We start from the raw sequence: 21,888 nt of genomic DNA, 5'->3' as shown, positions 1-21,888 counted from the left end.
ATTTCTTACACCGCCCATGCCCGCCTTTGCCTTTGAAGCGCTCGATGCCCAGGGCCAGACGCGCACCGGCATGCTGGAAGCCGACAACGCCAAGGCCGCACGCAGCCAGCTGCGGGCGCAGGCGCTGGTTCCGCTCGCGGTCTCGCCCGCGGCGCAATCGGGTGCGGCAGACGGCTCGCGCACCGCTGGCGGCTGGCTGCAGCGGCCGGTGTTTGGCAGCACGGGGCTGGCCATCTGGACGCGCCAGGTGGCGGGACTGGTCTCCTCCGGGCTCACGCTGGAGCGGGCGCTGACCGCCCTTTCCGACGAGGCCGACGACGAGCGCCAGCGCCACCTGGTCGCGGTGCTGCGCGCCGAAGTCAACGCCGGCGCGCCCTTTGCCCAGGCACTGGCCCAGCACCCGCGCGAGTTTTCCGACATCTACTGTGCGGTGATTGGCGCTGGCGAGCACAGCGGCAAGCTCGGCCTGGTGCTCGAACGTCTGGCCGACGACCTGGAGGAGCGCCAGGCGCTCAAGGCCAAGCTGGTCGGCGCCGCGCTCTACCCCGCCATCGTCACGCTGGTGGCCATCGCCATTGTGATTTTTCTCGTCAGCTACGTCGTGCCGCAGGTCGCTGGCGTGTTTGCCGGCTCGCGCCGCGCATTGCCCTTCCTGACGGTGGCCATGCTGGCGGTGAGCGCTTTCGTGCGCCACTACGGTATCTGGCTGCTGATTGCTATTGTTATTGCAGCTATTAGCGCACGCTACGCTTACGCTAGAGCCGCTTTTCGTTCAAAATTTGACGCTGCCTTTCTGCGCCTTCCCATCCTTGGCCGCCTGGCACGCGGCTACAACGCAGCGCGCTTTGCCAGCACGCTGGCCATGCTGGCGGGAGCGGGCGTTCCCATCCTCAAGGCCTTGCAGGCGGCCGCCGAAACCCTGAACAACCGCGCCATGCGTGCCGATGCGCTGGACGCGCTGGTGCAGGTGCGCGAAGGCGCGCCGCTGGCCTCGGCGCTGGCGCAAAGAAAGCGCTTTCCGAGCCTGCTGTCCATGTTCGCCCGCCTGGGCGAGCAAACCGGGCAACTGCCGCTCATGCTGCAGCGCGCTGCCGTGCAGCTCAGCACCGAGGTGCAGCGCCGTGCCGTGCAACTGGCAACCGTGCTGGAGCCCCTTCTGATCGTCGTGATGGGACTGGTGGTGATGCTGATCGTTCTGGCCGTTCTGCTGCCCATCATTCAGCTCAACCAGTTCGTCAAATAAGGGGCATGCGATGCCGGTAAGCCTGCAAGACAAACTGGTGGTCGCGATTTCCTCGCGCGCGCTGTTTGATTTCGAAGAAGAAAACCGCGTGTTCGACGCGCAGAACCCGCTCGCCTACATGCGTTTGCAGCAGGAGCGCCTGGCGGTGCCCGCAAAGCCGGGGGTCGCATTTCCGCTGGTGCACAAGCTGCTGGCCTTCAACACCGACGCGGTGCAGCGCGTGGAAGTGGTGATGCTCTCGCGCAACGACCCGGTGACGGCGCTGCGCATCTTCCGCTCGGTGCAAAGCGCCGGGCTGCAGCTCGAGCGCGGCGTGTTCACGCAGGGGCGCGACCCCTTTCGCTACTTGCGGCCACTGGGCGCGCACCTGTTCCTCTCTGCCAACGAACGCGATGTCAGCGAGGCGCTGCACCTGGGTTTTCCAGCCGCAAGGGTATTGACCGAATCGGTTGCCGCCGGCATCAACTACCCCAACGAACTGCGCATTGCCTTTGACGGCGACGCCGTGCTGTTCTCGGACGAAGCCGAGCGGGTCTACCAGGAAGGTGGGCTGGAAGCCTTTGTCTCGCACGAAACCAGCAAGGCCGCCCTTCCGCTGTCTGGCGGGCCTTTCAAGCCATTGCTCGCCGCGCTGCACCAGCTCCAGCAGCAGGCGGATGTCTCGGGCATGCGGCTGCGCATCGCACTCGTCACGGCCCGCAGTGCGCCAGCGCATGAGCGCGCCATCAACACCCTCATGAAGTGGAACCTGGCGGTGGACGAGGCGATGTTTTTGGGCGGGCTGGAAAAAGGCCCGTTCCTGCGCGAGTTCGAACCGGATTTCTTTTTTGACGACCAGACCGGTCACGTCCGCTCGGCGGCGCGCCATGTACCGGCCGGCCACGTGCGCAGCCTCCCGGGAGCAGCGCCTTAAAGCCCCGTAGTGCGCTTGACCGTGGGGTCCGAGTAGGTCAACGGCTCATTCTTGGCCTGCTGGGCCAGGCGTTCCGCCAGCGTGGTTTTGTTCACGTCCTGGGCCATCTCAATGGCACTACCGCTGGCGCGCCACATGGACTGGATGAATTCAATCATCACCTTATAGAGCGGCGGCTCCTTGGGCGGCTCGGGAGGAATCTTCAGCTCTTTTTTGTCAGCCCCCTCGGTCCAGTCGCGATTGGCCTGATCGGGGCTGGATGATTTTTCGGGCGTCTTGACGATGGCCCCCTCTCCCAGTCGGTCCATCGACTCGACCGGCGTGGCCGCATTGATGGGTCGCACCGGAACCGCCCCCGATGCCCCGGTGGAGTAAAGGTCGGCGCCCTGGGGACGCCAGCTTGTCGATCGGTCAACAGGTGGCAGTTGCATGGCAGAGTCCTCAGTTAGACGGAGCGAGCCGGATTCCCCCCCGTCTCGTAACTCTATTTCGGCGAAAAGAGGGGCAACTTGAGCCCTTTTCTCCGAATTGGCCAAAATTTAAGGGTAAACACCTATTAAGTGCCACTCCTGCTACAAAAATCGCTCCAGCAAGCGCAGCGAATGCCGGTCGAGCGCCCGCGTATCGGCGATGCGGTACTGCACGCCCTCGGCACTCGCCACCATCAACCGGGTGCGGCCGGCCAGGCGGCGGATGTCTTCCTCGGCCTTCAAGGTGAACTGGGTGTCACCTCGGTCGGTGACGACCTGCCAGGTGCTGGGCGTGGAGAAGCTCGACACCGAGACGATGCGCGTGATTTCGGGGGAAAACTCGCGCACCGCGAGTTCTTCCTCAACCAGCGCACGCACGCCAGCGGGCAAATCGGTCAGACGGTCCACCCACAGCCGCTCATGCCCGTCTTGTCCCAGCAGCGAAATTCCTTCGTCCGGTGCGCCGATAGGAAACGCGCGCACGGGCTGCACGCCCGCATGCTCGCTCCCGTCAGCCAACGTGAGCACCAGTCGGCCATGGCTGTCGCGCTGCAGCGAAATGTTCGAGGTGCTCATGACTGGCCTGCAGGGTGTGCGGAATGGGAAAGTGCTTCGGGCAGCACGCCCGCTGCTTGGGCGTCTTCCTCGGCGCGGCGCGCCTGGGCTTCGTACAGGCGCCAGTAAGCGCCTTGTCGTTCCATGAGCGCGTCGTGCGGCCCGACTTCGACGATCTCGCCGCGGTCCATGACCACCAGGCGGTCGGCCTTGCGCAAAGTGGACAGGCGGTGGGCAATAGCGATCGTGGTCCGGCCCTGCACCAGGTTGTCGAGCGCGCGCTGGATTTCCTTTTCCGTTTCGGTATCCACCGCCGACGTGGCTTCATCAAGGATGAGGATGCGCGGGTCGATCAGCAGCGCGCGCGCAATGCTGATGCGCTGGCGCTCGCCGCCCGAGAGCCCTTGACCACGCTCACCGACCAGTGAGTCGTAGCCATGCGGCAGTCGCAGGATGAATTCGTGCGCATGCGCGGCGCGCGCGGCCGCAATGATTTCGCCGCGCGTCGCGTCTGGCTTGCCATAGGCAATGTTCTCGGCAATCGTGCCGAAGAACAGGAACGGCTCCTGCAGCACCAGGCCAATATGGCGCCGGTAGTCCGCCACAGCAAACCGCCGGATGTCGGTGCCGTCGAGCGCAATCACCCCTTCGGTGACATCGTAAAAGCGGCAGATCAGATTCACCAGCGTGCTTTTGCCCGAGCCGCTGTGGCCCACCAGGCCAATCATTTCGCCGGGCCGGATCTCCAGATCGAGTCCCTTGATGACGGCACGGCTGCCGTAGCGGAAACCCACACCGCGCAGCGCAATGGCGCCCTGTACCCGCTCCATGCGCACCGGGTGGGCCGGTTCGGGCACGTTGCTGACGTGGTCCAGGATGTCAAAGATGCGCTTGGCGCCCGCAGCGGCCTTTTGCGTGACCGACACGATGCGGCTCATCGAGTCCAGCCGGCCATAGAAGCGCCCGATGTAGGCGATGAACGCCGTCAGCACACCCACCGTGATCTGGCTTTTCGATACCAGCCAGATGCCAAAGCCCCATACCACCAACAGACCGATTTCCGTCAGCAGCGAGACTGTGGGCGTGAACAGCGCCCAGGTCTTGTTGAGCTTGTCGTTGACCTGCAAGTTGTGCTGGTTGGCGTCGTAAAACCGCCGGGCCTCACGCTTTTCCTGAGCAAAGGCCTTGACCACGCGGATGCCGGGGATGGTGTCGGCCAACACGTTGGTCACTTCGCTCCAGACCCTGTCGATCTTCTCGAAGCCGGTGCGCAGCCGGTCGCGCACGGTGTGAATCATCCAGCCTATGAACGGCAGTGGCACCAGCGTGACCAGCGCCAGCCAGGGGCTGATCGAAAACAGGATCGCCGCCGTCATGAGAATCATCAGCACGTCGGTGACGAAATCGAGCGCATGCAGCGACAGGAACACGTTGATGCGGTCGGTCTCGGCGCCGATGCGCGACATCAGGTCGCCCGTGCGCTTGCCTCCAAAATAGTCCAGCGACAGGCGCAGCAAATGCTCATAGGTCGTGGTGCGCAAATCGGCGCCAATGCGCTCAGACACCAACGCCAGGATGTAGGTGCGCGCCCAGCCCAAGCCCCAGGCGAGCAGCGCGGAGGCGAGCAGCCCCCCGAGGTACAGCAGCACCAGGCCTGGCTCGATCTGCTTGCCGTTCTGGAACGGAATCAGGATGTCGTCCATCAGCGGGATGGTCAGGTACGGCGGCACCAGCGTGGCGGCGGTAGAGGCCAGCGTCAAGCCAAAACCGGTGGCCAGTTGCTTGCGGTAGGGGCGCGCAAAGCGCCAGAGCCGCAGCAGCACCCAGGTGGAGGGCTGGGGCGGCTGGGCACGGGCGCAAACCGGGCATTCTTCGGTATCTGGCGAGAGCTCGCTGTGGCAGACCGGGCACAGGGCGTCTGCCTCCACTGCCGCATCCTGCACCAAGCCGCCATGCGCGATCTGGACGATGCGCAGCTCGAACTGCCGCGCCAAGCGCTGTGCCGCTGGATTCATTGCCAGCGTGAAGTGCCAGAGTGCCAGGCGGTTGCGGTCATCGTGCAGCTCCAGCGTGCCCACGCCGCCATGGTCCAGCAGCCGCAGTCCTATGCCAGGCGCCAGCGCCCACTCGCGCCACTCGCCGCCCTGGGTACAGGCGAGCAACCGGGCGCTGGTCAAGGCAAGCAGGCTGCTCGTGAACTGCAGCGCGTCACTGAGGTCAACCTGCAGGGTGGCGAGCACGTTTTCATTGGGCGCAAGCCGACGACCCAGTTCTGCCTCGAAAGGTCGGGACGCGGCGTCAGTTTCGGCCGCACGGTGGTGATGTTGCATCTTGAATTGAATACGCGCGAATTGCGCAGAACAGCCAGCACAGTGGCAGCAGCCGAATTTTCCCCCAAACACGCGAGCGACCGTCAACGGTATGCTTGCGCCCATGCTATCTGGCACGCAACGGCCCGGCCGATGCGCCTGCCTTCAACGGACTACGCACCCGGTGCGCTGACCCATGACCACATTTAAAGACATCGACCTGCTGCGCATCCACTACCTTCGTGGCCCAAACATCTGGACCTACCGCCCGGTGCTGGAGGTCTGGCTGGACCTTGGCCCGCTGGAGGATCACCCTTCGCACCAATTGCCGGGATTCAACGAGCGGCTCACCACCTGGCTGCCGGCGCTGATCGAGCACCACTGCGGCGTAGGCGAGCGCGGCGGTTTCCTGCAGCGCCTGGAGGAGGGCACTTGGTGCGGCCACGTACTGGAGCATATCGTCATCGAACTGCTCAACCTGGCGGGCATGCCCACGGGGTTTGGCCAGACGCGCAGTACCTCGCGGCACGGCATCTACCGCATGGTGTTCCGGGCCCGCGAGGAGCAGGTCGCGCGCAGCGCGCTGGCCGAAGGCCACGCGCTCCTCATGGCGGCACTCAATGACCAGCCTTTTGACGTGAACGCCGCCGTCGCCCACGTGCGTACGGTGGTGGACGACCGCTACCTCGGCCCAAGCACGGCCTGCATCGTCACCGCAGCCGCCGATCGCGGCATTCCGCACATCCGCCTGAACGACGGTAATTTGGTGCAACTGGGTTACGGTGCCGCCCAGCGCCGCATCTGGACAGCCGAGACCGAATTCACCAGCGCCATCGCCGAGGGCATTGCCAGCGACAAGGATCTGACCAAAAGCCTGCTCAAGGCCTGCGGCGTGCCGGTGCCCGAGGGCCAGGTTGTGGCTAGCCCGCAAGCCGCCTGGGAGGCCGCCCAGGACATCGGCCTGCCGGTGGTGGTCAAACCCTCCAACGGCAACCACGCGCGCGGCGTCACGCTCGACCTGCGCAAGCGCGAAGACATCGAAGCCGCGTGGCACGTGGCCGAGCCCGAAGGCAGCGAGGTCATGGTCGAGCGCTTCATCCCCGGCGACGAGCACCGCATTCTGGTGGTCGGCGGCAAGGTGGCGGCCGCCGCGCGCGGCGAGGTGGTCAGCATCACCGGCAACGGCCGCTCCACCGTCCAGGAACTCATCGACAGCCAGCTCAACTCCGACCCGCGCCGCGGCTACGAGGAGGAATACCCGCTGGAGATCATCGACCTGACGCAGGACGCCAAGGTGCAGCTTGAACTCATGCGCCAGGACCTGGGCGCCGATTCCGTCCCCGCCGCCGGCCGCCAGGTGGTGATCCAGCGCAACGGCAATGTGGCGGTGGACTGCACCGACGAAGTTCACCCCGAGGTGGCCTACATCGCGGCACTGGCCGCCAAGGTCGTAGGTCTGGACATCGCTGGCATCGACATGGTGGCGCAAGACATTTCAAAGCCTCTGCACGCGCAGGGGGGTGCCATTGTGGAAGTCAACGCCGGACCCGGCTTGCTGATGCACCTCAAGCCCGCCATCGGTGCACCGCGCCCGGTGGGCCAGGCCATTGCCGAGCACCTGTTCCCGCTGGCCGACGATGCCTCTGTCGACGACACTGTCGGCCGCATTCCGGTCGTCGGGGTCGCGGGCACACGCTCAAGCGCCACCATTGCCCGCCTGGTCGCGTGGCTGTTGCATCTGGGGGGTCGCTACACAGGCCTGGCCTGCAGCGAAGGTCTGTTTCTGAACGAGCGCTGCGTGGACACTCGCCCCAGCGCCCACTGGGAAGGCGCGCGCCGCTTGCTCACCAGCCAGATGGTGCAAGCCGCCGTGATGGAAAACGACGCGCGCGCCATCCTGCAGGACGGCCTGGCCTACGACCGCTGCACCGTCGGCGTGGTGACCGACATGGATGGCTGGGAAGCGCTGGCCGAATTTGACGTGCTATCCGCCGAGCAGATGCCGCGCGTGCTGCGCACCCAGGTCGATGTGGTCCTTGCCAGCGGCGCGGCGGTGCTGAACGCCGACGAGCCGGAAGTGGCCGAACTGGCCCGCTTGTGCGACGGCGCCGTGGTGCTGACCTCCACCGACGCGCTCAACGCTGCCGTGGCGGCCCACCGCGCCAAGGACCATGGCCGTGCGGTGCTTCTGCAAGGCGGCCAGGTAGTGCTGGCGCAGGGAGCCAGCGAAAAGCCCTTGGGCGAGCTGGCGCGCCTGACTCAGGGCCAGGCAGCTGCATCGGTGCCCGTACCGGCCCTGCTGGCGGCAATTGGCGCCGCCTGGGCGCTGGACATTGCCCCCGACCTGATTGCTGCAGGCGTCAAAACCTTCGAACCCGTATTGGCAGGCGCCAATGCGCCGCGCATTCCCGTACTGCCGCTGTAATCCCGAAAGATTTCCATGGATGTATCCCGTACCCGGGCCCTGCGCGGCCCCAACCTGTGGAGCCGCAACACCGCCATTGAGGCCGTGGTGCGTTGCACCGACGACGAATTGGCGATGGCGCAGATGGCCGGTTTCGAAGCCCGCTTGCGTGCTCTGTTCCCGGCCATAGGCACCCTGCTGCCCGAGGGCAGCGAGAACGATATTTCGCTCGCCCACGTGCTGCAATCGGCGGTGCTGGCGCTGCAGGCGCAGGCCGGCTGCCCCGTGACGTTCAGCCGCACCGCGCACACGCCAGAGCGCGGTGTGTTCCAGGTCATCGTCGAATACACCGAAGAAGCGGTAGGTCGCCAGGCGTTCGAAGACGCTCAGGCGTTGGTAGCCGCCGCGCAGCAAGGCGGCGCATTCGACTGCGAAGCCGTGGTGGCCCGTCTGCGCGAACTCGATGAAGACGAGCGCCTGGGGCCCAGCACGGGTGCCATTGTGGAAGCCGCAGCGGCACGCGGCATCCCATGGCGCCGGCTCACGCAAGGTAGCCTGGTGCAGTTTGGCTGGGGTTCGCGCCAGCGGCGCATCCAGGCGGCTGAAGTCGATGTGACCAGCGCCGTGGCCGAGTCCATCGCGCAGGACAAAGACCTGACCAAACGCCTGCTGCACGCCGCCGGCGTCCCGGTGCCCATGGGGCGACCCGCTGCCACCACGGACGACGCCTGGGCCGTGGCGCTTGATGTCGGCTTGCCGGTGGTGGTCAAGCCCCAGGACGGCAATCAGGGAAAGGGCGTCACGGTCAATATCACCGAACGATCGCAGCTTGATGAAGCCTTTCGCGTGGCCGCCGAATACGGCGAGGTCATGGTCGAGCGCTTTCTGCCGGGCCACGACTTCCGCTTGCTGGTGGTCGGCAACCAGTTGGTGGCCGCCGCGCGGCGCGAGCCGCCCCAGGTGCTGGGCGACGATATCCACACGGTGCGCGAACTGGTCGACCTGGTGAACCTTGATCCGCGGCGGGGCGAAGGCCACTCCACGCCACTGACAAAAATTCGCCTGGACGACATTGCCGTAGCGCGCCTCACCACACAGGGCATGACGCCCGACTCGGTGCCGCCCAAAGGCCAACGCATCATCCTGCGCAACAACGCCAACCTCTCTACCGGCGGCTCGGCCACCGATGTGACCGACGACGTGCACCCCGACGTAGCAGCGCGCGCCGTGGCGGCCGCGCAAATGGTGGGGCTGCACATCTGCGGCGTCGATCTGGTGTGCGAGAGCGTGCTGCACCCGATCGAGGAACAAAACGGCGGCATTGTCGAAGTCAACGCCGCGCCCGGCCTGCGCATGCACCTGGCGCCGTCCTACGGCAAGCCGCGCGCGATTGGCCAGGCCATGGTGGATCTGGTGTTCCCTCCAGGCAACGACGGACGGATTCCGGTGGTTGCCGTGACCGGCACCAATGGCAAGACCACGACAGCACGCCTGATTGCCCACCTCTTTTCCGCCCACGGCCTGCGGGTCGGCATGACCAACACCGATGGCGTGTACGTCAACGGCCGCCAGATCGACAGTGGCGACTGCAGCGGCCCGAAAAGCGCGCGCAACGTGCTGCTGCACCCCGAGGTGGATGCCGCAGTATTCGAAACGGCGCGTGGCGGCATTCTGCGCGAAGGCCTCGGCTTTGACCGCTGCACCGTGGCGGTGGTCACCAACATCGGTGAGGGCGACCACCTGGGGCTGAACTTCATCACCACGGTGGAAGACCTGGCGGTGCTCAAGCGCGTCATCGTGCAGAACGTGGCACCCGATGGCTATGCGGTGCTCAACGCCGCCGACCCCATCGTCGCGGCGATGGCGCCAGCCTGCCCGGGCAAGATCATCTTCTTTGCCGCCGATCGCCACCATCCCGTGATGGCCACGCACCGTGCCCAGGGCAACCGGTCGGTCTATGTCGATGGCGATTCGGTCGTGGCGGCCGAAGGCTCCTGGCGCGAGGCCATTGATCTGCGCGATGTGCCCATCACGCGCGGCGGCAAGATTGGTTTTCAGGTGGAAAACGTCATGGCCTCGGTGGCCGCCGCCTGGGGCGCGGGCCTGTCGTGGGAGACGATCCGCCGCGGCCTCTCGGGTTTCGTCAACGACAGCGACAACGCGCCCGGGCGCTTCAACCTGATGGATTTCAAAGGCGCCACGGTCATTGCCGACTATGGCCACAACCCCGACGCCATGCGCGCCCTGGTGAGCGCCGTGAATGCCCTGCCGGCCAAGCGCCGCAGCGTTGTCATCAGCGGTGCGGGCGACCGGCGCGACGAAGACATCCGCGCGCAGACCGTGATTCTCGGCGCCGCTTTTGACGACGTGCTGCTGTACCAGGACGCCGCCCAGCGCGGCCGCGCCGATGGCGAGGTGATGCGCCTGCTGCGCGAAGGCCTGGCTGGCGCCGGGCGCACCCAGCATGTGGAGGAAATTCGCGGCGAATTCATCGCCATCGACACCGCACTGGCGCGCCTGGCGCCCGGCGACCTGTGCCTGGTGCTGGTGGACCAGGTGGAAGAAGCGCTGGCGCATCTGGCCCGCCGCTGCGCTGAAGCATGAGACGCAGCATGGCATCCAAGCAACGCTCCGTTCCCGCCCACTTGCTGCGCGCAGCCATGGCGGCCCTGTGCCTGGCGGGCGCCACAGCAGGCCAGGCGGCCGACAAGATCGGCACGGTAGACACGGCTTTCCAGTTGCTTGGCCGCGACCACGACATCATTGTCGAGGCCTACGACGACCCGGGCGTCTCGGGCGTGACCTGCTACGTCTCGCGCGCCCGCATCGGCGGCATCAAGGGCACGCTGGGCCTGGCCGAAGACCGGGCCGAGGCATCCATTGCCTGCCGCCAGACCGGACCCCTTTCGTTCGCCAAACCGCTGCGCCAGCAGCAAGAGATTTTCTCCGAGCGCATGTCGCTGCTCTTCAAGCGCCTGCGCGTGGTGCGCATGGTGGACGCACCGCGCAACACCCTGGTGTACCTGAGCTACTCGGACAAACTCATTGACGGCTCTCCACAGAACAGCGTCACCGCCGTCCCGGTGGACCGCGCCACGCCGATCCCGCTGGACAAGTGATTGCCCACGGAAATTTTAGGGAAAAAAGGCCTCTAGCGCTTATCCTATAAGCGTTAGCAGCTATTAATTCGATAGTTCTAGGCTTCTGCTGCAATCTGCCGCAGCGCCTGCTCGAACACCTCCACCGGCTGGCCGCCCTGAATCAGGTGGCGCTCGTTGATGACGATGGCCGGCACGGAGTGGATGCCTTGTTGCAGGTAGAACTGCTCGCGCTCACGCACCTCGGCCGCGTAGCGGTCCGACTGCAGCAAGGCGCGTGCCTCTGCCACGTCCAGCCCCACCTCGCCAGCCAGGCGCACCAGCAATGCCTGGTTGCTCGGGTCTTCTCCGTCGGTGAAATAGGCCTTGAACAGCGCGTTCTTGAGCGCCTCCTGGTGCCCCTGCAGCTCAGCCCAGTGCAGCAGGCGGTGCGCGTCGAAGGTGTTGTAGATGCGGCCGCGCGCACCGGGGGTGAAGGTGAAGCCCAGCTCGGCACCGCGTGCAGCAATGGCGGCGCGGGTGGCTTCGCGCTGCGCGTCGGACGCGCCATATTTCTGCTGCAGGTGTTCGCCGATGTCCTGGCCGTCTGGTCCCATCTGCGGATTGAGCTCAAACGGCTGGAAGTGCAGATCGAGCTGCACCTCACCGGCCAGGCGCTCGGCAGCCTGCTTCAGCGCGCGCAGGCCGATCACGCACCAGGGGCAGGACACATCAGAAACAAAGTCGACTTTGAGGGTGGTTGGCATCGGTGGCTCCAAAAAACATCGGCCTATTCTGAAACGAATCTGTTTTGGATGCGCGTCAGGCCTTTGGATTCACATCAAAAACCAGAACAGTCAGTTTCATACCGAATAGTTTTTCTTTGGACGATGAAGGAATACAGTTCAACCCATCGATGAGACGACGCCGCAAGGACCTCATCGAACCCGGCCTCGCAGGCACTTTGCCACCCATGCGGAACCGGTCTATTTGTTGCTCTTGAAGGATATTGACCATGAATGCCACCCGCCTCTTCTCCGTTGCCGCTGTCGCTGCCTTTGCCTCCTTTGCCGCCCAAGCCGGCAGCGCCTACGGCGATCTCTACGGCGCCAACTTTGACGCCAGCGTGCAATCGACCCGTGCCAGCGCCGAAGTCCGCGCCGAAGGCGCGGCCGCCCTCCCGGCCCAAAAGAATTTTGTGGTGCTGCAAGCGAGCCAGCCCTCGCAGCTCAGCCGTCTTGATGTGCGCGCCGAAGCTGTGACTGCGGCCCGCGCTGGCGAAATCGCCACCGGCAACCGCAGCTAAGCTGCTTCCTTGACGCGCCACGTGCGCGCTAGCAAACCCCGCCGGGCCCAGTCCGTCGGGGTTTTTCTTTCTGCTCGCGCGCTGGGCGCATCTACCTTCATACTCTCTAATCAATAGCGCGATGCGCATACACAACAAGCGCTACAGGCCGATCTGATTGTTAAAACAGGCATTCACAGAAGCGGCACCCCATGCCAGAATGCCGCATGCCAACTCCCGATGTAAGGCCGCAGGCCGCCAGCGACAGCGCCATGGACGCGCTCTACCGCGCCGCCCTTGGCCCGGTGCAGCTACCGCGCTATCTGGCACTGTTCGAGCGCTTCGACCGAGCCGGCCGGGCACCCGCCGGCTGGAATCTGGCCTCCAGCCTGGCTACGCTCAATTGGATGCTGCTGCACCACCTCTGGAGTGCCGCACTGGTGTATGTCGCCTTGGTCGAAGGCTTGGCGCTGCTGGTTTTTGGCGTCGGGCGGCCACTGTTGCACTGGCCCGAGCAGATCGAATGGGGCCTGTTTGCCGCGTTTGCCATGTTTGCCATCGCGCTGCCCGGCCTGTTTGGCGACGCCCTGCTGCACCACGAGATTCGCAAGCGCATTGCGCACGCACTGGTGGCGGCGCACACCATGCCCGAAGCCCATTCCCTGTTGGCACGCCAGGCCAGCAGCTGGCGGCGCCTGGCCTGGATCGCGACCGCCAACGTCCTGCTGTTTGCCGCCATTGCCTTGACCTGGGCGCTGGTGCCTGCCGGCAGCGGGAGCGCGTCCGGCACTGCGGCCAGGCAAGTCGCAACGGGCGCGGTGCAGACCACGGCGCCCGTCCTCCCGTCCGCATTGAAGGCCTCGGCAACGGCGAACCCGGCATTGCCAGCCGCATCGCCCGCTTCCGAGGCACGGCCAATAGCAGAAATGGCGGAAGCCGCGGTTCCGGGCAAGGATTTGGCACCGTCGCCCCCACCACTCCTGGCGCAGCACAATGCCCATTCGCAGGCACCCGCTGCCCCACCGCAAACACCCGCCAGCACGCAGGCTGCGCCGATTCTCCCGCCAAAGGCGCTTCCGACACCCACCCACGCCGCTCCTGCTGCGTCAGCCCCCAAGGCAACAGGTTTGCCGGCTTCCCCTGCATCAGGCAAACGGAGCACCCACCCGGCCGCCGCAACCTCCACGTCCGCAGCCAAGGTGGCCGCCACCACCAGCCCATCTGCCGCCGCGCCAAAACCGGCCGCCAGCACCCCCAGCCCGGTAGGCAGTGCGCCGGGTTACTACCTCAACGTGGGTCTGTTCGCCGAAGAAGCCAATGCACGCCGCACGCAGGCCAAGCTGCTCAACGCCAATCTACCGGCATTTCGCCAGACCTTTGCCACCCAGAACGGCGAGCGCACCCGCGTGCGCGTCGGCCCCTTCGCTACCCCAGCCAAGGCACAGAAGGCCGCCGCGCAAATCCGCAGCATGCAGCTCGACGCCGTGATGTACCGGCAGCGCGGCTGAGGGCGCGCGCCATGGCGCCACCCGAATGGCTTGCGTCAGGCGGCGGGCGCGCGGCGGCCCGTCAGCGGATAAGCCGGGTCGGTAAATCCGGGCGTCGAAGGGTGCCCCGGCGCCACCAGCGCATCCACGAGCGCCTCATCCTCGGCATCGACCACGTAGTCGAGCGCGGGGAAGTAACCCGTCCATTGCGCCAGGGTGCGCGGCCCGGCAATCACTGCGCTCACACTGCGGTTGGCAAGCACCCAGGCAGTCGCAAATTGCGCCAGCGATACCCCCTTGGCAGACGCATGCGCCTTGAGTTTCTGTGCAATGGCGAGGGATTCCTCGCGAAACTCGGTTTCCCGCATGCGCCGGTCGCCCCGACCCGCGCGTGTGCCCTGTTCAGGAGCTGCTCCTGGTGCGTATTTGCCCGTCAACACGCCGCGGGCAATCGGGCTGTAAGGCACCACGCCAATCCCGTAGTACTCGCATGCAGCCAGAATTTCGACCTCGGGCATCCGATTGAGCAAGTTGTAGTAAGGCTGGCAGACCACCGGGCCAGGCATGCCGATGCGAGCCGCAAGATGCACCATTTCGGCGATACGCCAGCCACGGAAATTGGAAATACCCCAATAGCGCACCTTGCCGCTGCGGATCATGTCGTCCAGTGCCCGCAAGGGCTCTTCAAGGTTCATGCCCGCAAAGTCGCGGTGCAGGTAGTAGATGTCAATATGGTCGGTTTGCAGGCGCCGCAAGCTGCTCTCAAGCTCCCGCAGCATCCAGGCCCTGGAATAGTGGCTCTCGTTCACCCGCTCTGACATCTTGTTGCCGAGCTTGGTGGCCAATATCCAGTCGTGCCTGGTGGCCTTGATCAGCGACCCAAGCATCGCTTCTGACGCGCCCGCGGTGTACACATCGGCGGTATCGAGGAAGTTGACGCCATGCTCGTGTGCATGCGCGACGATCCGCTGCGCCTCGTCCTGCTCGGTTTGGTCACCGAACATCATCGTACCCAGGCAGAGTGCGGATACCTTGAGATTGCTGCTACCGAGGTTTTTGTATTCCATGACCAACTGTAAGCGGATTGCGGCAGGAACACCTGCGGCTTTCTCTATCAAGAGATGTACGGCACCCGTGTGACGCAGCCCATCGGTTGCAGTTGCAGGCTGAAAGTGACGTGTAGAAGCTTGGGCGCAATTGTAGAAACGCCCCAGGACCCTTTCGGGCGCTGGGGCGCATGAACACTGGTAGGCCGTGTAGGACTTGAACCTACGACCAAAGGATTATGAGTCCCACCAAGCCCATATTTCACAGTGTTGATTGGTGCTGGTAGAATCCATATAAATCAACACTTTAAGCAAAATTAGCTGGATATAAGGACAGCTTTAGTGTTGATTGATGTTCACCAAAATATGGGGTTTTTGGCTACATGGTGGCTACATGGTGGCTACATGACTTCCCCGTGTAGCCAAGCCGACCGGAGCAATCAGCATGGCACGACCGAAGAAAAGCGAAGCCCCAGACCTTGCCGAACGAGTGAACCTGACCGCTGGGGCAATTGAGCGTCTGGCCTGCCCCGATGGCAAGCAACAGGTATTCATGCGCGACAGCGAAGCTCCTGGCCTGCGCGTACGTGTTACTGCCGCTGGTGCGAAGTCGTTTGTCTTTGAAGCGAAGCTGAACCGGCAAACCATCCGCCGCACCATTGGCGACGTGAAGCTGTGGAGCATTGAACAGGCCCGCACCGAAGCGCGCCGCCTTGCAGTGGTGCTGGATGGCGGGCAAGACCCACGCGAGATAGAGCGCCAGCAACAGGCCGCCCAAGCTGCCGACAAGGCCGCCGCCGCCGCGCACGCTGTGACCGTGGGCGAGGTGTGGGCAGCGTACATTGCAGAGCGCGCGCCGCACTGGGGAGTGTTGCACCGCAAGGACCATGAGCGCCTCGCCCGTGCTGGTGGCGAGACTTCAAACCGTGGCACCCGTGGCCGTGGCGTGACCATTGCCGGGCCATTGCACCCGCTATTGGCTTTGCCCCTGCGTGACCTGACGGCACCCGTTGTCGAGGCATGGGCTGCACGCGAGGCGCAGACCCGCCCGACCGCTGCCCGGCTGGCATGGCGACTGCTGAAAGCCTTTTTAAGCTGGTGCGCAGAACAGTCGGAATATGCCCCAGTGCTGGGCAGCACCAACCCTGCCAAGACAAAGAAGGCGCGCGAGGCGCTGGGCAAGGCTAAGGCAAAGGACGATTCATTGCTGAAAGAGCAATTGCCCGCATGGTTTGCCGCCGTGCGCAGCATTGGCAATTCGACCGTGGCCGCTTACCTGCAAACGCTGCTGCTGACTGGTGCAAGGCCGGGTGAAGTGCTGGCGATGCGCTGGTATGACTTAAACACCCAATGGCGGGGCCTGACCATCCGGGACAAGGTAGAGGGCGAGCGCGTTATCCCCTTGACGCCCTACGTTCACAACCTACTTGCCGCCCTGCCCCGCCGCAATGAATTTGTATTTGCCAGTAGTCGCAACGAAAACATGCCACTTACTGAGCCCAACCATGCGCATGACAAAGCGTGCAAGGTGGCCGCCGTTGACGGCCTGACCTTGCACGGCCTGCGCCGCTCCTTCAAGAGCCTGACTGAGTGGCTGGAAATACCCGCCGGTGTGGTGGCGCAAATCATGGGCCACAAGCCCAGTGCCACGGCAGAGAAGCACTACACCGTTCGCCCGTTGGACCTGCTGCGCGTGCACCATGAAAAGATAGAGGCGTGGATTCTGGGACAGGCCGGGGTGACGTTTGACGCCCAGGCCGCGCCCGGTGCCCTGCGCGTAGTGGCGTGACGAAGCTCAAAAACAAAACTAATCCGTTGGATTAGAATCACTCATGTACGAACCCATGCAAGGCATTGCCGAACTGCCCAGCTATGCCCGCTTAGCGACCAAGCTGCTAGACCCGCAGGAGCGCCAAGACTTGATTGCTTACTTGGCAAATCACCCCGAGGCAGGGGACATCATGGAAGGGACAGGTGGCGTTCGCAAAATGCGTTGGAGCCGAGGAAGCCAAGGTAAAAGCGGCGGAGTGCGCGTCATTTATTACTACCACGATGCTTGCATGCCGCTGTATTTGCTGACGCTCTTTGCCAAGGGGGACAAGGCCAATCTGACCAAGGCCGAACGCAACGACCTGGCCTCCTTGGTGGGCATCTTGGTAGGTATTTGGAAAGGACGGAAATCATGAGTACCGCATTCGATAGCATCAAACAGGGCCTGCAAGAAGCCATCGCCCACGCCAAGGGTGAGGCCACCGAGGTACGTATTCATTACCCCCGTGCAGTGGATGTGAAGGCCGTGCGCGCCAAGGTGGGCATGACCCAAGAACAATTCGCCGCCCGCTTTGGCTTTTCTACTGCCACGCTGCGCCACTGGGAGCGCGGCGACCGCACGCCGCACGGGCCTTCGTTGGTGCTGCTTAACGTCATTGAACGCAATCCCCAGGCAGTGATTCAAGCGCTTGCCTGACCGTTTTTGCCCCTGCCTAGCCTGCGACTAATTACCGCTGGCGAAAAGTCGGAACCTTCACCGACAGGCTGGGGCTCCCAATGAAAGGCACTTGAAGGGGTGCAATGTCTTATCTGACGCTATCCGAAGCCGCCGAATATGCGAGCCATAAAACAGGCTTGCAGATTGAGCCTGCCGCCATGCTTCGCGCCGGGGTGCATGGCGTTCTATTGATTACAGCACCATTCAGTAGCTTGATGCGAAATTTGACCGCTGGCCAAAACGATGAGGTTCTAGGGCTGCTGGTGGTCCCGCCAAAACACCTACTGGAAATAGAAACCGATGGGCAAGCAAAAATAATCGGTGCTATCAGTCTGGACGGGAAAACAGGATATTCGCCGCAAGTGACACGGACACGAGACCAACTGCGCGTATTGGTAAGCGAACTTGATAGGTTCATGCCTTATTTGGTAACGAGCACGACCCAACAGCAAGCGCCAGCGACAACATTATTCGATTCCGGGCTATCAGTCCGAGAATTCAAAACCCACCTATTGAACGTACCCGACCTACTGGAATGGGCGAAGTCCAAGCGGCTCCACCTGCGAACAACGCCGCCGTTAGATGGTTATGAATTCGTTCACATTGAAACCCTGCTGTGTGCTATCGAGCGGCACGCAATGAGCCTGACGCATGAACAGGCCCGCGACATCGTGGCGAACGACCCAGCGTTACAAGCCCGCATGTTTGCCGGGTTAGGCGTGGAGCGGGGAGAGTTCGACAACTACGTTAAGGAGTCCCCAGCGTGGCTAGTCCAAGCCGATGCACATTCACAGTGGCGCAAGCTATTTGCCGCTGCGATACAAGCCGGGGAGCTGGCGCTGCTGGATTTTGGCTCCAAGCTGCCGATTGACACCGCGCCAGAACAGAACACCGCAACGCCTGCGCCCTTGGTGGACAGCACCAGTAATGCACCCGTGGAGGGCATTACAACTGCACAGGTCGCAGCAATCTTTGATGGCCTGCCATTCACCGCTGAAAATTGGCCGAAGCGACTGAGTGACACCAAATGGGTAAAGCCAGCACAGGTTGCATTGGGGGCCGTTGGTGGCGCGACAAGCCTATGGAGCCCGGCAACGCTGGCGCGGCTGATACACAGCAGGAAACAAGGCGCAGAGAAGCAAAAGACGCTTGAAACGCTGAACAGAAAGTTCAAAAACAACCCGGTATTACAGCCCTGGCGCACCGATTGGAATGAGCATTACGAGATGTTCAACGATGCCGTTGAGAAGCATTGAATTCCCGGGAATTAATTCCGCTTTTTTCTATTGCAATGAGCGTAAGCGATTGATTTATAACGCTTTTGTAATTCCGGGGTGACTGGATTCAAACCCCGGAAATTTGCAATTCGCCCATTCCTAGCCCGGATGCCATGCACAACGCAAGGCCCGCGACGCTGGAATGGAAGGCGAAACATGCAAACAACCCAACACAGCGCAGACACCCGCCGCGCTGTATCTGAGCCCCAACAGTTCCCACCACTGGAACTGGTCAACCGCCCCACGGTGCCGACCGAACAGGCCGCGCATTACCTGCTACGCCGCCCGCAGACTCTGAGGGGCTGGGCCTGCGCAGAATCGTTCCCCGATGGCCTGCGTCCGGTGCGCATCAATGGCCGCCTTGCCTGGCCTGTGGCTGGCATTCGCCGCGTGCTGGGGGTAGCAGCATGACCGCCGCAATCAATCGCCTGCTGCTGGCGCTGTGGTGCGCTGCCCCGTCCCGCTGGTTTCGACGTGGGAGGGCTGCCAAATGAAAACGCCCGGCACCACAAAAGCAGTATCGAGCGCCCCGAACAAGTGTGAGTTTACCGGCACCGACAACCCGCGTCACTTGCGCGCCCTGGCCGCATTGCTGCGCCGCCCGTTACCGCGCGAGCAATTGGACAGCATCGCCGGATGCTCCAACGGGCCAGAACTGATAGCCGAACTGCGCCGCCGTGGCTTGGGTGACGACCACCTGCCATGCGAGCGCATCAAGTTCACAGACCGCGATGGCAGCCTATGCCGCCCTGGTGTTTACAGCCTGACCGAAAAAGGCCGCCGCATGGTTTACGCGTGGCTGGCAAGGCGCGGGAATGGCGGTGCGGCGTGAGTGCACCATTGCACCCCACCATGCAGCAACTGGCCGACAGCACGGGCGTGTCCCGCCGCCTGCTGTTTCAAGCCGTTGCTGTGCATCGCTATGGCTGTGCTGAACTGGTCATGGCCGCCCATGAGGGCCTGCTGGCAATGAAGCATTGCGAGACGCTGGCTAAGGCACTGCCGCACGATGAGCAGCGCGAGTTCCTGGCCGAACTGCCGACCATGGCACCGCGCCAGCGTCATGACCTGCTCGCAATCATCAAAGGCGACCTGCTCTATCGGACGCGCCGGAGGGGCAGCAATGGCGAACGGGCGTAACAGAGCCAACAAAGGCAATTCAGGCCGTGATGCAGGCGGGTTTGTGGCCTTGCCCTGGTCAGTGCTCGATTGCCCCGCCTACGCCGGTTTAAGCCATCCTGCGCGTGCTTTGCTTTTCGAGCTGGCACGGCAGTTTGTGCGAGACAACAACGGGAGATTGCTGCTCTCTGCTGCCTACCTACTGGAACGCGGATGGCGCAGCGCCGACGTGATTACGCGAGCCAAGCGCGAGCTGTTGGCGGCAGGTTTCATTCATGAAACCGTCAAAGGGCACCGACCGAATCGTGCGAGCTGGTACGCCGTCACATGGCAACTACTCGACAGACTGGCGGGTTACGACGCGGGCGCAGCCGAATCATTCCAGCGCGGCGCGTACCGCCAAAACTCGCCGCTCAAAAACGCAAGCCTTAGACCGTCTCACGGTGTAAAGAGCCCCCCTATTGCACCGTCTCACGGTGTAGAGACAAGGCCGCCTACGCCGTCTCACGGTGCTATCAGGCGTGTTTTCGCTACCCTGCCTACACCGTCTCACGGAAACCATCTAGAGATGCCATCTATTGCAGTTTGCAGGCAGGGTATGGACCAAGGCAGCTACAAGCGACTGACAGCAAAGCCCGCGCACCTTTTCACTGGCCTGCTGAATCGCCAGCACGTCACCGCACACTGAAAGACAGCACCATGACCAACAAATTGACGCACCACCACCTGAGCGCGGAATGGGTGCGAGACGAACACGGCGCCGCCATCATGTTGACCCAGCAAGACGGAATCGAGGAGCCGCAAACCGTGCTGGTGCATCCGTGGCAGTTGCGCGCGGCGTGCGAGCACTTCAGAGTCGTTGCCAGCGACACCCAGGCCGCAAAGACCATCGCCACCTTGCAGCGACGCATGGTGGGCCTGCGCGACCGTATCGACGCCCTGGCCGATTGGATGGCAAAGCACAGCGACCACGCCCATGCCGACCTGAGCTATGAAGTGACCCAGTTACAGGCGCTGCAAGACCTGGCAGGCGAATGGTGTGCGGAGTTTGAAGAATTGGAGTCCGACTCCACGCCCGCCACCGCAGAGTGCACCAGCGCACCCGCCGCCCAGGCTTCATTGCTTTGATTGAGCAGAAAAGGAACACCGATGGCAACAAGAAAACCGCCCGCCGCTGCGTGGAAGCCGGGACAGTCTGGAAACCCAAAAGGCCGCCCGGCTGGCACTGGTGAAGTGGCAAAGCTGCGCGCCGCCATTGCAGACCGCGTGCCTGAATTGCTGTCAAAGCTTATGGCGCAGGCATTGGAAGGCGACACTGCCGCCGCCCGCCTTTTGTTGGAGCGCGCCATTGCCCCGCTGAAGGCCGCAGAACAGCCGCAGGCGCTAACTCTGCCCGATGGGGCCCTGACAGACCAAGGCCGCGCTGTGCTGGCTGCCGTGGCCGCTGGTGAGCTTGCGCCGGGGCAAGGTGCTGCCCTGCTGGGCGCGATTGGTACGCTGGCGCGTGTGGCCGAAGTTGACGAACTGGCGCGCCGCATTACCGCACTGGAGGGCCGCCATGATGCGACTGATTGACCGACTGGCGCGACTGGAACAGCGCCAGCACCGCACCCATGGCCCATGCGCGTTTGACAGCGTAGAGGCCGCCCAGGCCGCCGGGGTGCGGGGTGGCTGGCTGCATATCGGCGCAACGATGCCACCCGATGAATGGGCCGCCGCTGCTAAGGCGCAACAGGCTGCACTGTGCGAGGTGCAGCATGGCAACGCTTGAACGCCGCTTGCTGGCGCTGGAAGGCACGACAGACAACCATGCGAAGCCACTGCCCACGGTAGTGCCCGACGACACGCCAGCCGACGAACTGGAACGCCTGCGCCGTGGTGGCCGTGAGGTGTACCGCTGGCGCGATGCTGTGGAGCTTTTCGTATGAGCACCTAAACAGACCGGCCATTGCCATCTCAAGCCCCTTGCAAACCCCTTCAATGGGGCTTTTTGTTGCCCGATAAGTTCGCAGTTTCCGACGCAATAGCCGAACGAAAAGCGCAACACCTAAACCGACATTCTCCCCGTGACAGAGGGGAACTAGGCCGGCTCATGTCGCAACAATAGCCGAACGATTCCGGCGCAATTTCCGCGCACCTGGACAGGGGCTTTTCCGGCTTTTCCCCAACTGCCCAAACTGACGGCCTGAGCGACTACAGCCAGATAGGCCGTCTC

23 protein-coding genes are annotated in these 21,888 nt (G+C 63.6%); 18 read left to right on the top strand and 5 right to left on the bottom strand.

What is annotated here, in order from left to right; all coding sequences use genetic code 11:
• Positions 1–16 precede the first annotated feature (16 nt).
• Positions 17–1,243, top strand: a complete 1,227-nt coding sequence (gene gspF / locus AC07ZH_RS03360; protein ID WP_495198551.1) for a type II secretion system inner membrane protein GspF — start codon at positions 17–19, stop codon at positions 1,241–1,243.
• Positions 1,244–1,253: 10 nt separating this feature from the next.
• A complete protein-coding gene (locus AC07ZH_RS03355; RefSeq protein ID WP_119109053.1) occupies positions 1,254–2,156 on the top strand; it encodes a 5'-nucleotidase in 903 nt (300 codons plus the stop codon).
• Here AC07ZH_RS03355 and AC07ZH_RS03350 read toward each other — a convergent pair.
• The 3 genes from AC07ZH_RS03350 to AC07ZH_RS03340 all read right to left on the bottom strand — a co-directional run bounded on the left by AC07ZH_RS03350 (position 2,153) and on the right by AC07ZH_RS03340 (position 5,511).
• Positions 2,153–2,587: a hypothetical protein gene (locus AC07ZH_RS03350; RefSeq protein ID WP_119109477.1), complete on the bottom strand. Its 435-nt coding sequence runs from the start codon at positions 2,585–2,587 to the stop codon at positions 2,153–2,155. The genes AC07ZH_RS03355 and AC07ZH_RS03350 overlap by 4 nt on opposite strands.
• Positions 2,588–2,728: 141 nt before the next feature.
• Positions 2,729–3,202, bottom strand: coding sequence for a cyanophycin metabolism-associated DUF1854 family protein (locus AC07ZH_RS03345; RefSeq protein WP_495198550.1), 474 nt, complete (start codon positions 3,200–3,202; stop codon positions 2,729–2,731).
• Positions 3,199–5,511 (bottom strand): cyanophycin metabolism-associated ABC transporter, encoded by a 2,313-nt coding sequence (locus tag AC07ZH_RS03340; RefSeq protein WP_495198549.1) that lies wholly within the window; start codon positions 5,509–5,511, stop codon positions 3,199–3,201. The genes AC07ZH_RS03345 and AC07ZH_RS03340 overlap by 4 nt, the downstream gene beginning before the upstream one ends.
• Before the next feature lie 175 nt (positions 5,512–5,686).
• Here AC07ZH_RS03340 and AC07ZH_RS03335 point away from each other — a divergent pair, with 175 nt between their 5' ends.
• From AC07ZH_RS03335 to AC07ZH_RS03325, 3 genes are read left to right on the top strand one after another with little or no spacing between them, the layout of a single operon-like run.
• On the top strand, positions 5,687–7,915 hold the full coding sequence (locus tag AC07ZH_RS03335; protein WP_495198548.1) for a cyanophycin synthetase: 2,229 nt from the start codon (positions 5,687–5,689) through the stop codon (positions 7,913–7,915).
• A gap of 15 nt (positions 7,916–7,930) precedes the next feature.
• Complete coding sequence (gene cphA, locus AC07ZH_RS03330; protein ID WP_119109057.1) at positions 7,931–10,498, top strand: cyanophycin synthetase; 2,568 nt, start codon at positions 7,931–7,933, stop codon at positions 10,496–10,498.
• An 8-nt stretch (positions 10,499–10,506) separates the two neighbouring features.
• Positions 10,507–11,013, top strand: coding sequence for a CreA family protein (locus AC07ZH_RS03325; RefSeq protein ID WP_495198547.1), 507 nt, complete (start codon positions 10,507–10,509; stop codon positions 11,011–11,013).
• Between the two features lie 77 nt (positions 11,014–11,090).
• Here the strand turns inward: AC07ZH_RS03325 and AC07ZH_RS03320 are convergent, their stop codons facing one another.
• On the bottom strand, positions 11,091–11,738 hold the full coding sequence (locus AC07ZH_RS03320) for a DsbA family oxidoreductase (protein WP_495198546.1): 648 nt from the start codon (positions 11,736–11,738) through the stop codon (positions 11,091–11,093).
• Between the two features lie 248 nt (positions 11,739–11,986).
• On the opposite strand from AC07ZH_RS03320, the gene AC07ZH_RS03315 reads away from it, so the two are divergent.
• Both AC07ZH_RS03315 and AC07ZH_RS03310 read left to right on the top strand, forming a co-directional pair.
• On the top strand, positions 11,987–12,277 hold the full coding sequence (locus AC07ZH_RS03315; protein ID WP_119109060.1) for a DUF4148 domain-containing protein: 291 nt from the start codon (positions 11,987–11,989) through the stop codon (positions 12,275–12,277).
• A 206-nt stretch (positions 12,278–12,483) separates the two neighbouring features.
• Complete coding sequence (locus AC07ZH_RS03310) at positions 12,484–13,764, top strand: SPOR domain-containing protein (RefSeq protein WP_495198545.1); 1,281 nt, start codon at positions 12,484–12,486, stop codon at positions 13,762–13,764.
• 35 nt (positions 13,765–13,799) lie between these two features.
• Here AC07ZH_RS03310 and AC07ZH_RS03305 read toward each other — a convergent pair whose 3' ends face one another.
• Positions 13,800–14,810, bottom strand: coding sequence for an aldo/keto reductase (locus AC07ZH_RS03305; RefSeq protein ID WP_495198544.1), 1,011 nt, complete (start codon positions 14,808–14,810; stop codon positions 13,800–13,802).
• Positions 14,811–15,234: 424 nt separating this feature from the next.
• On the opposite strand from AC07ZH_RS03305, the gene AC07ZH_RS03300 reads away from it, so the two are divergent.
• The 11 genes from AC07ZH_RS03300 to AC07ZH_RS03250 all read left to right on the top strand — a co-directional run bounded on the left by AC07ZH_RS03300 (position 15,235) and on the right by AC07ZH_RS03250 (position 21,601).
• Positions 15,235–16,578, top strand: coding sequence for a tyrosine-type recombinase/integrase (locus AC07ZH_RS03300; RefSeq protein ID WP_495198543.1), 1,344 nt, complete (start codon positions 15,235–15,237; stop codon positions 16,576–16,578).
• 43 nt (positions 16,579–16,621) lie between these two features.
• Entirely contained in the window at positions 16,622–16,975 is a 354-nt protein-coding gene (locus tag AC07ZH_RS03295) for a type II toxin-antitoxin system RelE/ParE family toxin (RefSeq protein ID WP_495198542.1), read from the top strand.
• A complete protein-coding gene (locus AC07ZH_RS03290) occupies positions 16,972–17,256 on the top strand; it encodes a helix-turn-helix domain-containing protein (RefSeq protein WP_495198541.1) in 285 nt (94 codons plus the stop codon). The genes AC07ZH_RS03295 and AC07ZH_RS03290 overlap by 4 nt, the downstream gene beginning before the upstream one ends.
• Before the next feature lie 104 nt (positions 17,257–17,360).
• Positions 17,361–18,533 (top strand): hypothetical protein, encoded by a 1,173-nt coding sequence (locus tag AC07ZH_RS03285; RefSeq protein ID WP_495198540.1) that lies wholly within the window; start codon positions 17,361–17,363, stop codon positions 18,531–18,533.
• 177 nt (positions 18,534–18,710) lie between these two features.
• On the top strand, positions 18,711–18,965 hold the full coding sequence (locus AC07ZH_RS03280; protein ID WP_495198539.1) for a hypothetical protein: 255 nt from the start codon (positions 18,711–18,713) through the stop codon (positions 18,963–18,965).
• A gap of 79 nt (positions 18,966–19,044) precedes the next feature.
• Positions 19,045–19,386 carry a hypothetical protein gene (locus tag AC07ZH_RS03275; RefSeq protein WP_495198538.1) on the top strand — a complete coding sequence of 114 codons (342 nt, stop codon included), beginning with the start codon at positions 19,045–19,047 and terminating at the stop codon, positions 19,384–19,386.
• Positions 19,387–19,406: 20 nt separating this feature from the next.
• Positions 19,407–19,694, top strand: a complete 288-nt coding sequence (locus AC07ZH_RS03270) for a hypothetical protein (RefSeq protein WP_495198537.1) — start codon at positions 19,407–19,409, stop codon at positions 19,692–19,694.
• Positions 19,695–20,372: 678 nt separating this feature from the next.
• Positions 20,373–20,801 carry a hypothetical protein gene (locus AC07ZH_RS03265; RefSeq protein ID WP_495198536.1) on the top strand — a complete coding sequence of 143 codons (429 nt, stop codon included), beginning with the start codon at positions 20,373–20,375 and terminating at the stop codon, positions 20,799–20,801.
• A gap of 21 nt (positions 20,802–20,822) precedes the next feature.
• A complete protein-coding gene (locus AC07ZH_RS03260) occupies positions 20,823–21,248 on the top strand; it encodes a DUF5681 domain-containing protein (RefSeq protein ID WP_495198535.1) in 426 nt (141 codons plus the stop codon).
• Entirely contained in the window at positions 21,232–21,444 is a 213-nt protein-coding gene (locus AC07ZH_RS03255) for a hypothetical protein (protein WP_495198534.1), read from the top strand. Before AC07ZH_RS03260 ends, AC07ZH_RS03255 begins: the two co-directional genes overlap by 17 nt.
• Complete coding sequence (locus tag AC07ZH_RS03250; protein WP_495198533.1) at positions 21,431–21,601, top strand: hypothetical protein; 171 nt, start codon at positions 21,431–21,433, stop codon at positions 21,599–21,601. The genes AC07ZH_RS03255 and AC07ZH_RS03250 overlap by 14 nt, the downstream gene beginning before the upstream one ends.
• Positions 21,602–21,888: the final 287 nt, after the last annotated feature.

This window comes from Simplicispira sp. GW247-4R2A (genome assembly GCF_059424465.1).
This window is presented reverse-complemented; position numbering and strand designations above follow the sequence as displayed.

Excerpts from the sequence above, each read along its gene's own strand:
- gspF (WP_495198551.1), top strand. The coding sequence starts at position 17 with ATGCCCGCCTTTGCCTTTGAAGCGCTCGATGCCCAGGGCCAGACGCGC.
- AC07ZH_RS03355 (WP_119109053.1), top strand. The coding sequence starts at position 1,254 with ATGCCGGTAAGCCTGCAAGACAAACTGGTGGTCGCGATTTCCTCGCGC.
- AC07ZH_RS03350 (WP_119109477.1), bottom strand. The coding sequence starts at position 2,587 with ATGCAACTGCCACCTGTTGACCGATCGACAAGCTGGCGTCCCCAGGGC.
- AC07ZH_RS03345 (WP_495198550.1), bottom strand. The coding sequence starts at position 3,202 with ATGAGCACCTCGAACATTTCGCTGCAGCGCGACAGCCATGGCCGACTG.
- AC07ZH_RS03340 (WP_495198549.1), bottom strand. The coding sequence starts at position 5,511 with ATGCAACATCACCACCGTGCGGCCGAAACTGACGCCGCGTCCCGACCT.
- AC07ZH_RS03335 (WP_495198548.1), top strand. The coding sequence starts at position 5,687 with ATGACCACATTTAAAGACATCGACCTGCTGCGCATCCACTACCTTCGT.
- cphA (WP_119109057.1), top strand. The coding sequence starts at position 7,931 with ATGGATGTATCCCGTACCCGGGCCCTGCGCGGCCCCAACCTGTGGAGC.
- AC07ZH_RS03325 (WP_495198547.1), top strand. The coding sequence starts at position 10,507 with ATGGCATCCAAGCAACGCTCCGTTCCCGCCCACTTGCTGCGCGCAGCC.
- AC07ZH_RS03320 (WP_495198546.1), bottom strand. The coding sequence starts at position 11,738 with ATGCCAACCACCCTCAAAGTCGACTTTGTTTCTGATGTGTCCTGCCCC.
- AC07ZH_RS03315 (WP_119109060.1), top strand. The coding sequence starts at position 11,987 with ATGAATGCCACCCGCCTCTTCTCCGTTGCCGCTGTCGCTGCCTTTGCC.
- AC07ZH_RS03310 (WP_495198545.1), top strand. The coding sequence starts at position 12,484 with ATGCCAACTCCCGATGTAAGGCCGCAGGCCGCCAGCGACAGCGCCATG.
- AC07ZH_RS03305 (WP_495198544.1), bottom strand. The coding sequence starts at position 14,810 with ATGGAATACAAAAACCTCGGTAGCAGCAATCTCAAGGTATCCGCACTC.
- AC07ZH_RS03300 (WP_495198543.1), top strand. The coding sequence starts at position 15,235 with ATGGCACGACCGAAGAAAAGCGAAGCCCCAGACCTTGCCGAACGAGTG.
- AC07ZH_RS03295 (WP_495198542.1), top strand. The coding sequence starts at position 16,622 with ATGTACGAACCCATGCAAGGCATTGCCGAACTGCCCAGCTATGCCCGC.
- AC07ZH_RS03290 (WP_495198541.1), top strand. The coding sequence starts at position 16,972 with ATGAGTACCGCATTCGATAGCATCAAACAGGGCCTGCAAGAAGCCATC.
- AC07ZH_RS03285 (WP_495198540.1), top strand. The coding sequence starts at position 17,361 with ATGTCTTATCTGACGCTATCCGAAGCCGCCGAATATGCGAGCCATAAA.
- AC07ZH_RS03280 (WP_495198539.1), top strand. The coding sequence starts at position 18,711 with ATGCAAACAACCCAACACAGCGCAGACACCCGCCGCGCTGTATCTGAG.
- AC07ZH_RS03275 (WP_495198538.1), top strand. The coding sequence starts at position 19,045 with ATGAAAACGCCCGGCACCACAAAAGCAGTATCGAGCGCCCCGAACAAG.
- AC07ZH_RS03270 (WP_495198537.1), top strand. The coding sequence starts at position 19,407 with ATGCAGCAACTGGCCGACAGCACGGGCGTGTCCCGCCGCCTGCTGTTT.
- AC07ZH_RS03265 (WP_495198536.1), top strand. The coding sequence starts at position 20,373 with ATGACCAACAAATTGACGCACCACCACCTGAGCGCGGAATGGGTGCGA.
- AC07ZH_RS03260 (WP_495198535.1), top strand. The coding sequence starts at position 20,823 with ATGGCAACAAGAAAACCGCCCGCCGCTGCGTGGAAGCCGGGACAGTCT.
- AC07ZH_RS03255 (WP_495198534.1), top strand. The coding sequence starts at position 21,232 with ATGATGCGACTGATTGACCGACTGGCGCGACTGGAACAGCGCCAGCAC.
- AC07ZH_RS03250 (WP_495198533.1), top strand. The coding sequence starts at position 21,431 with ATGGCAACGCTTGAACGCCGCTTGCTGGCGCTGGAAGGCACGACAGAC.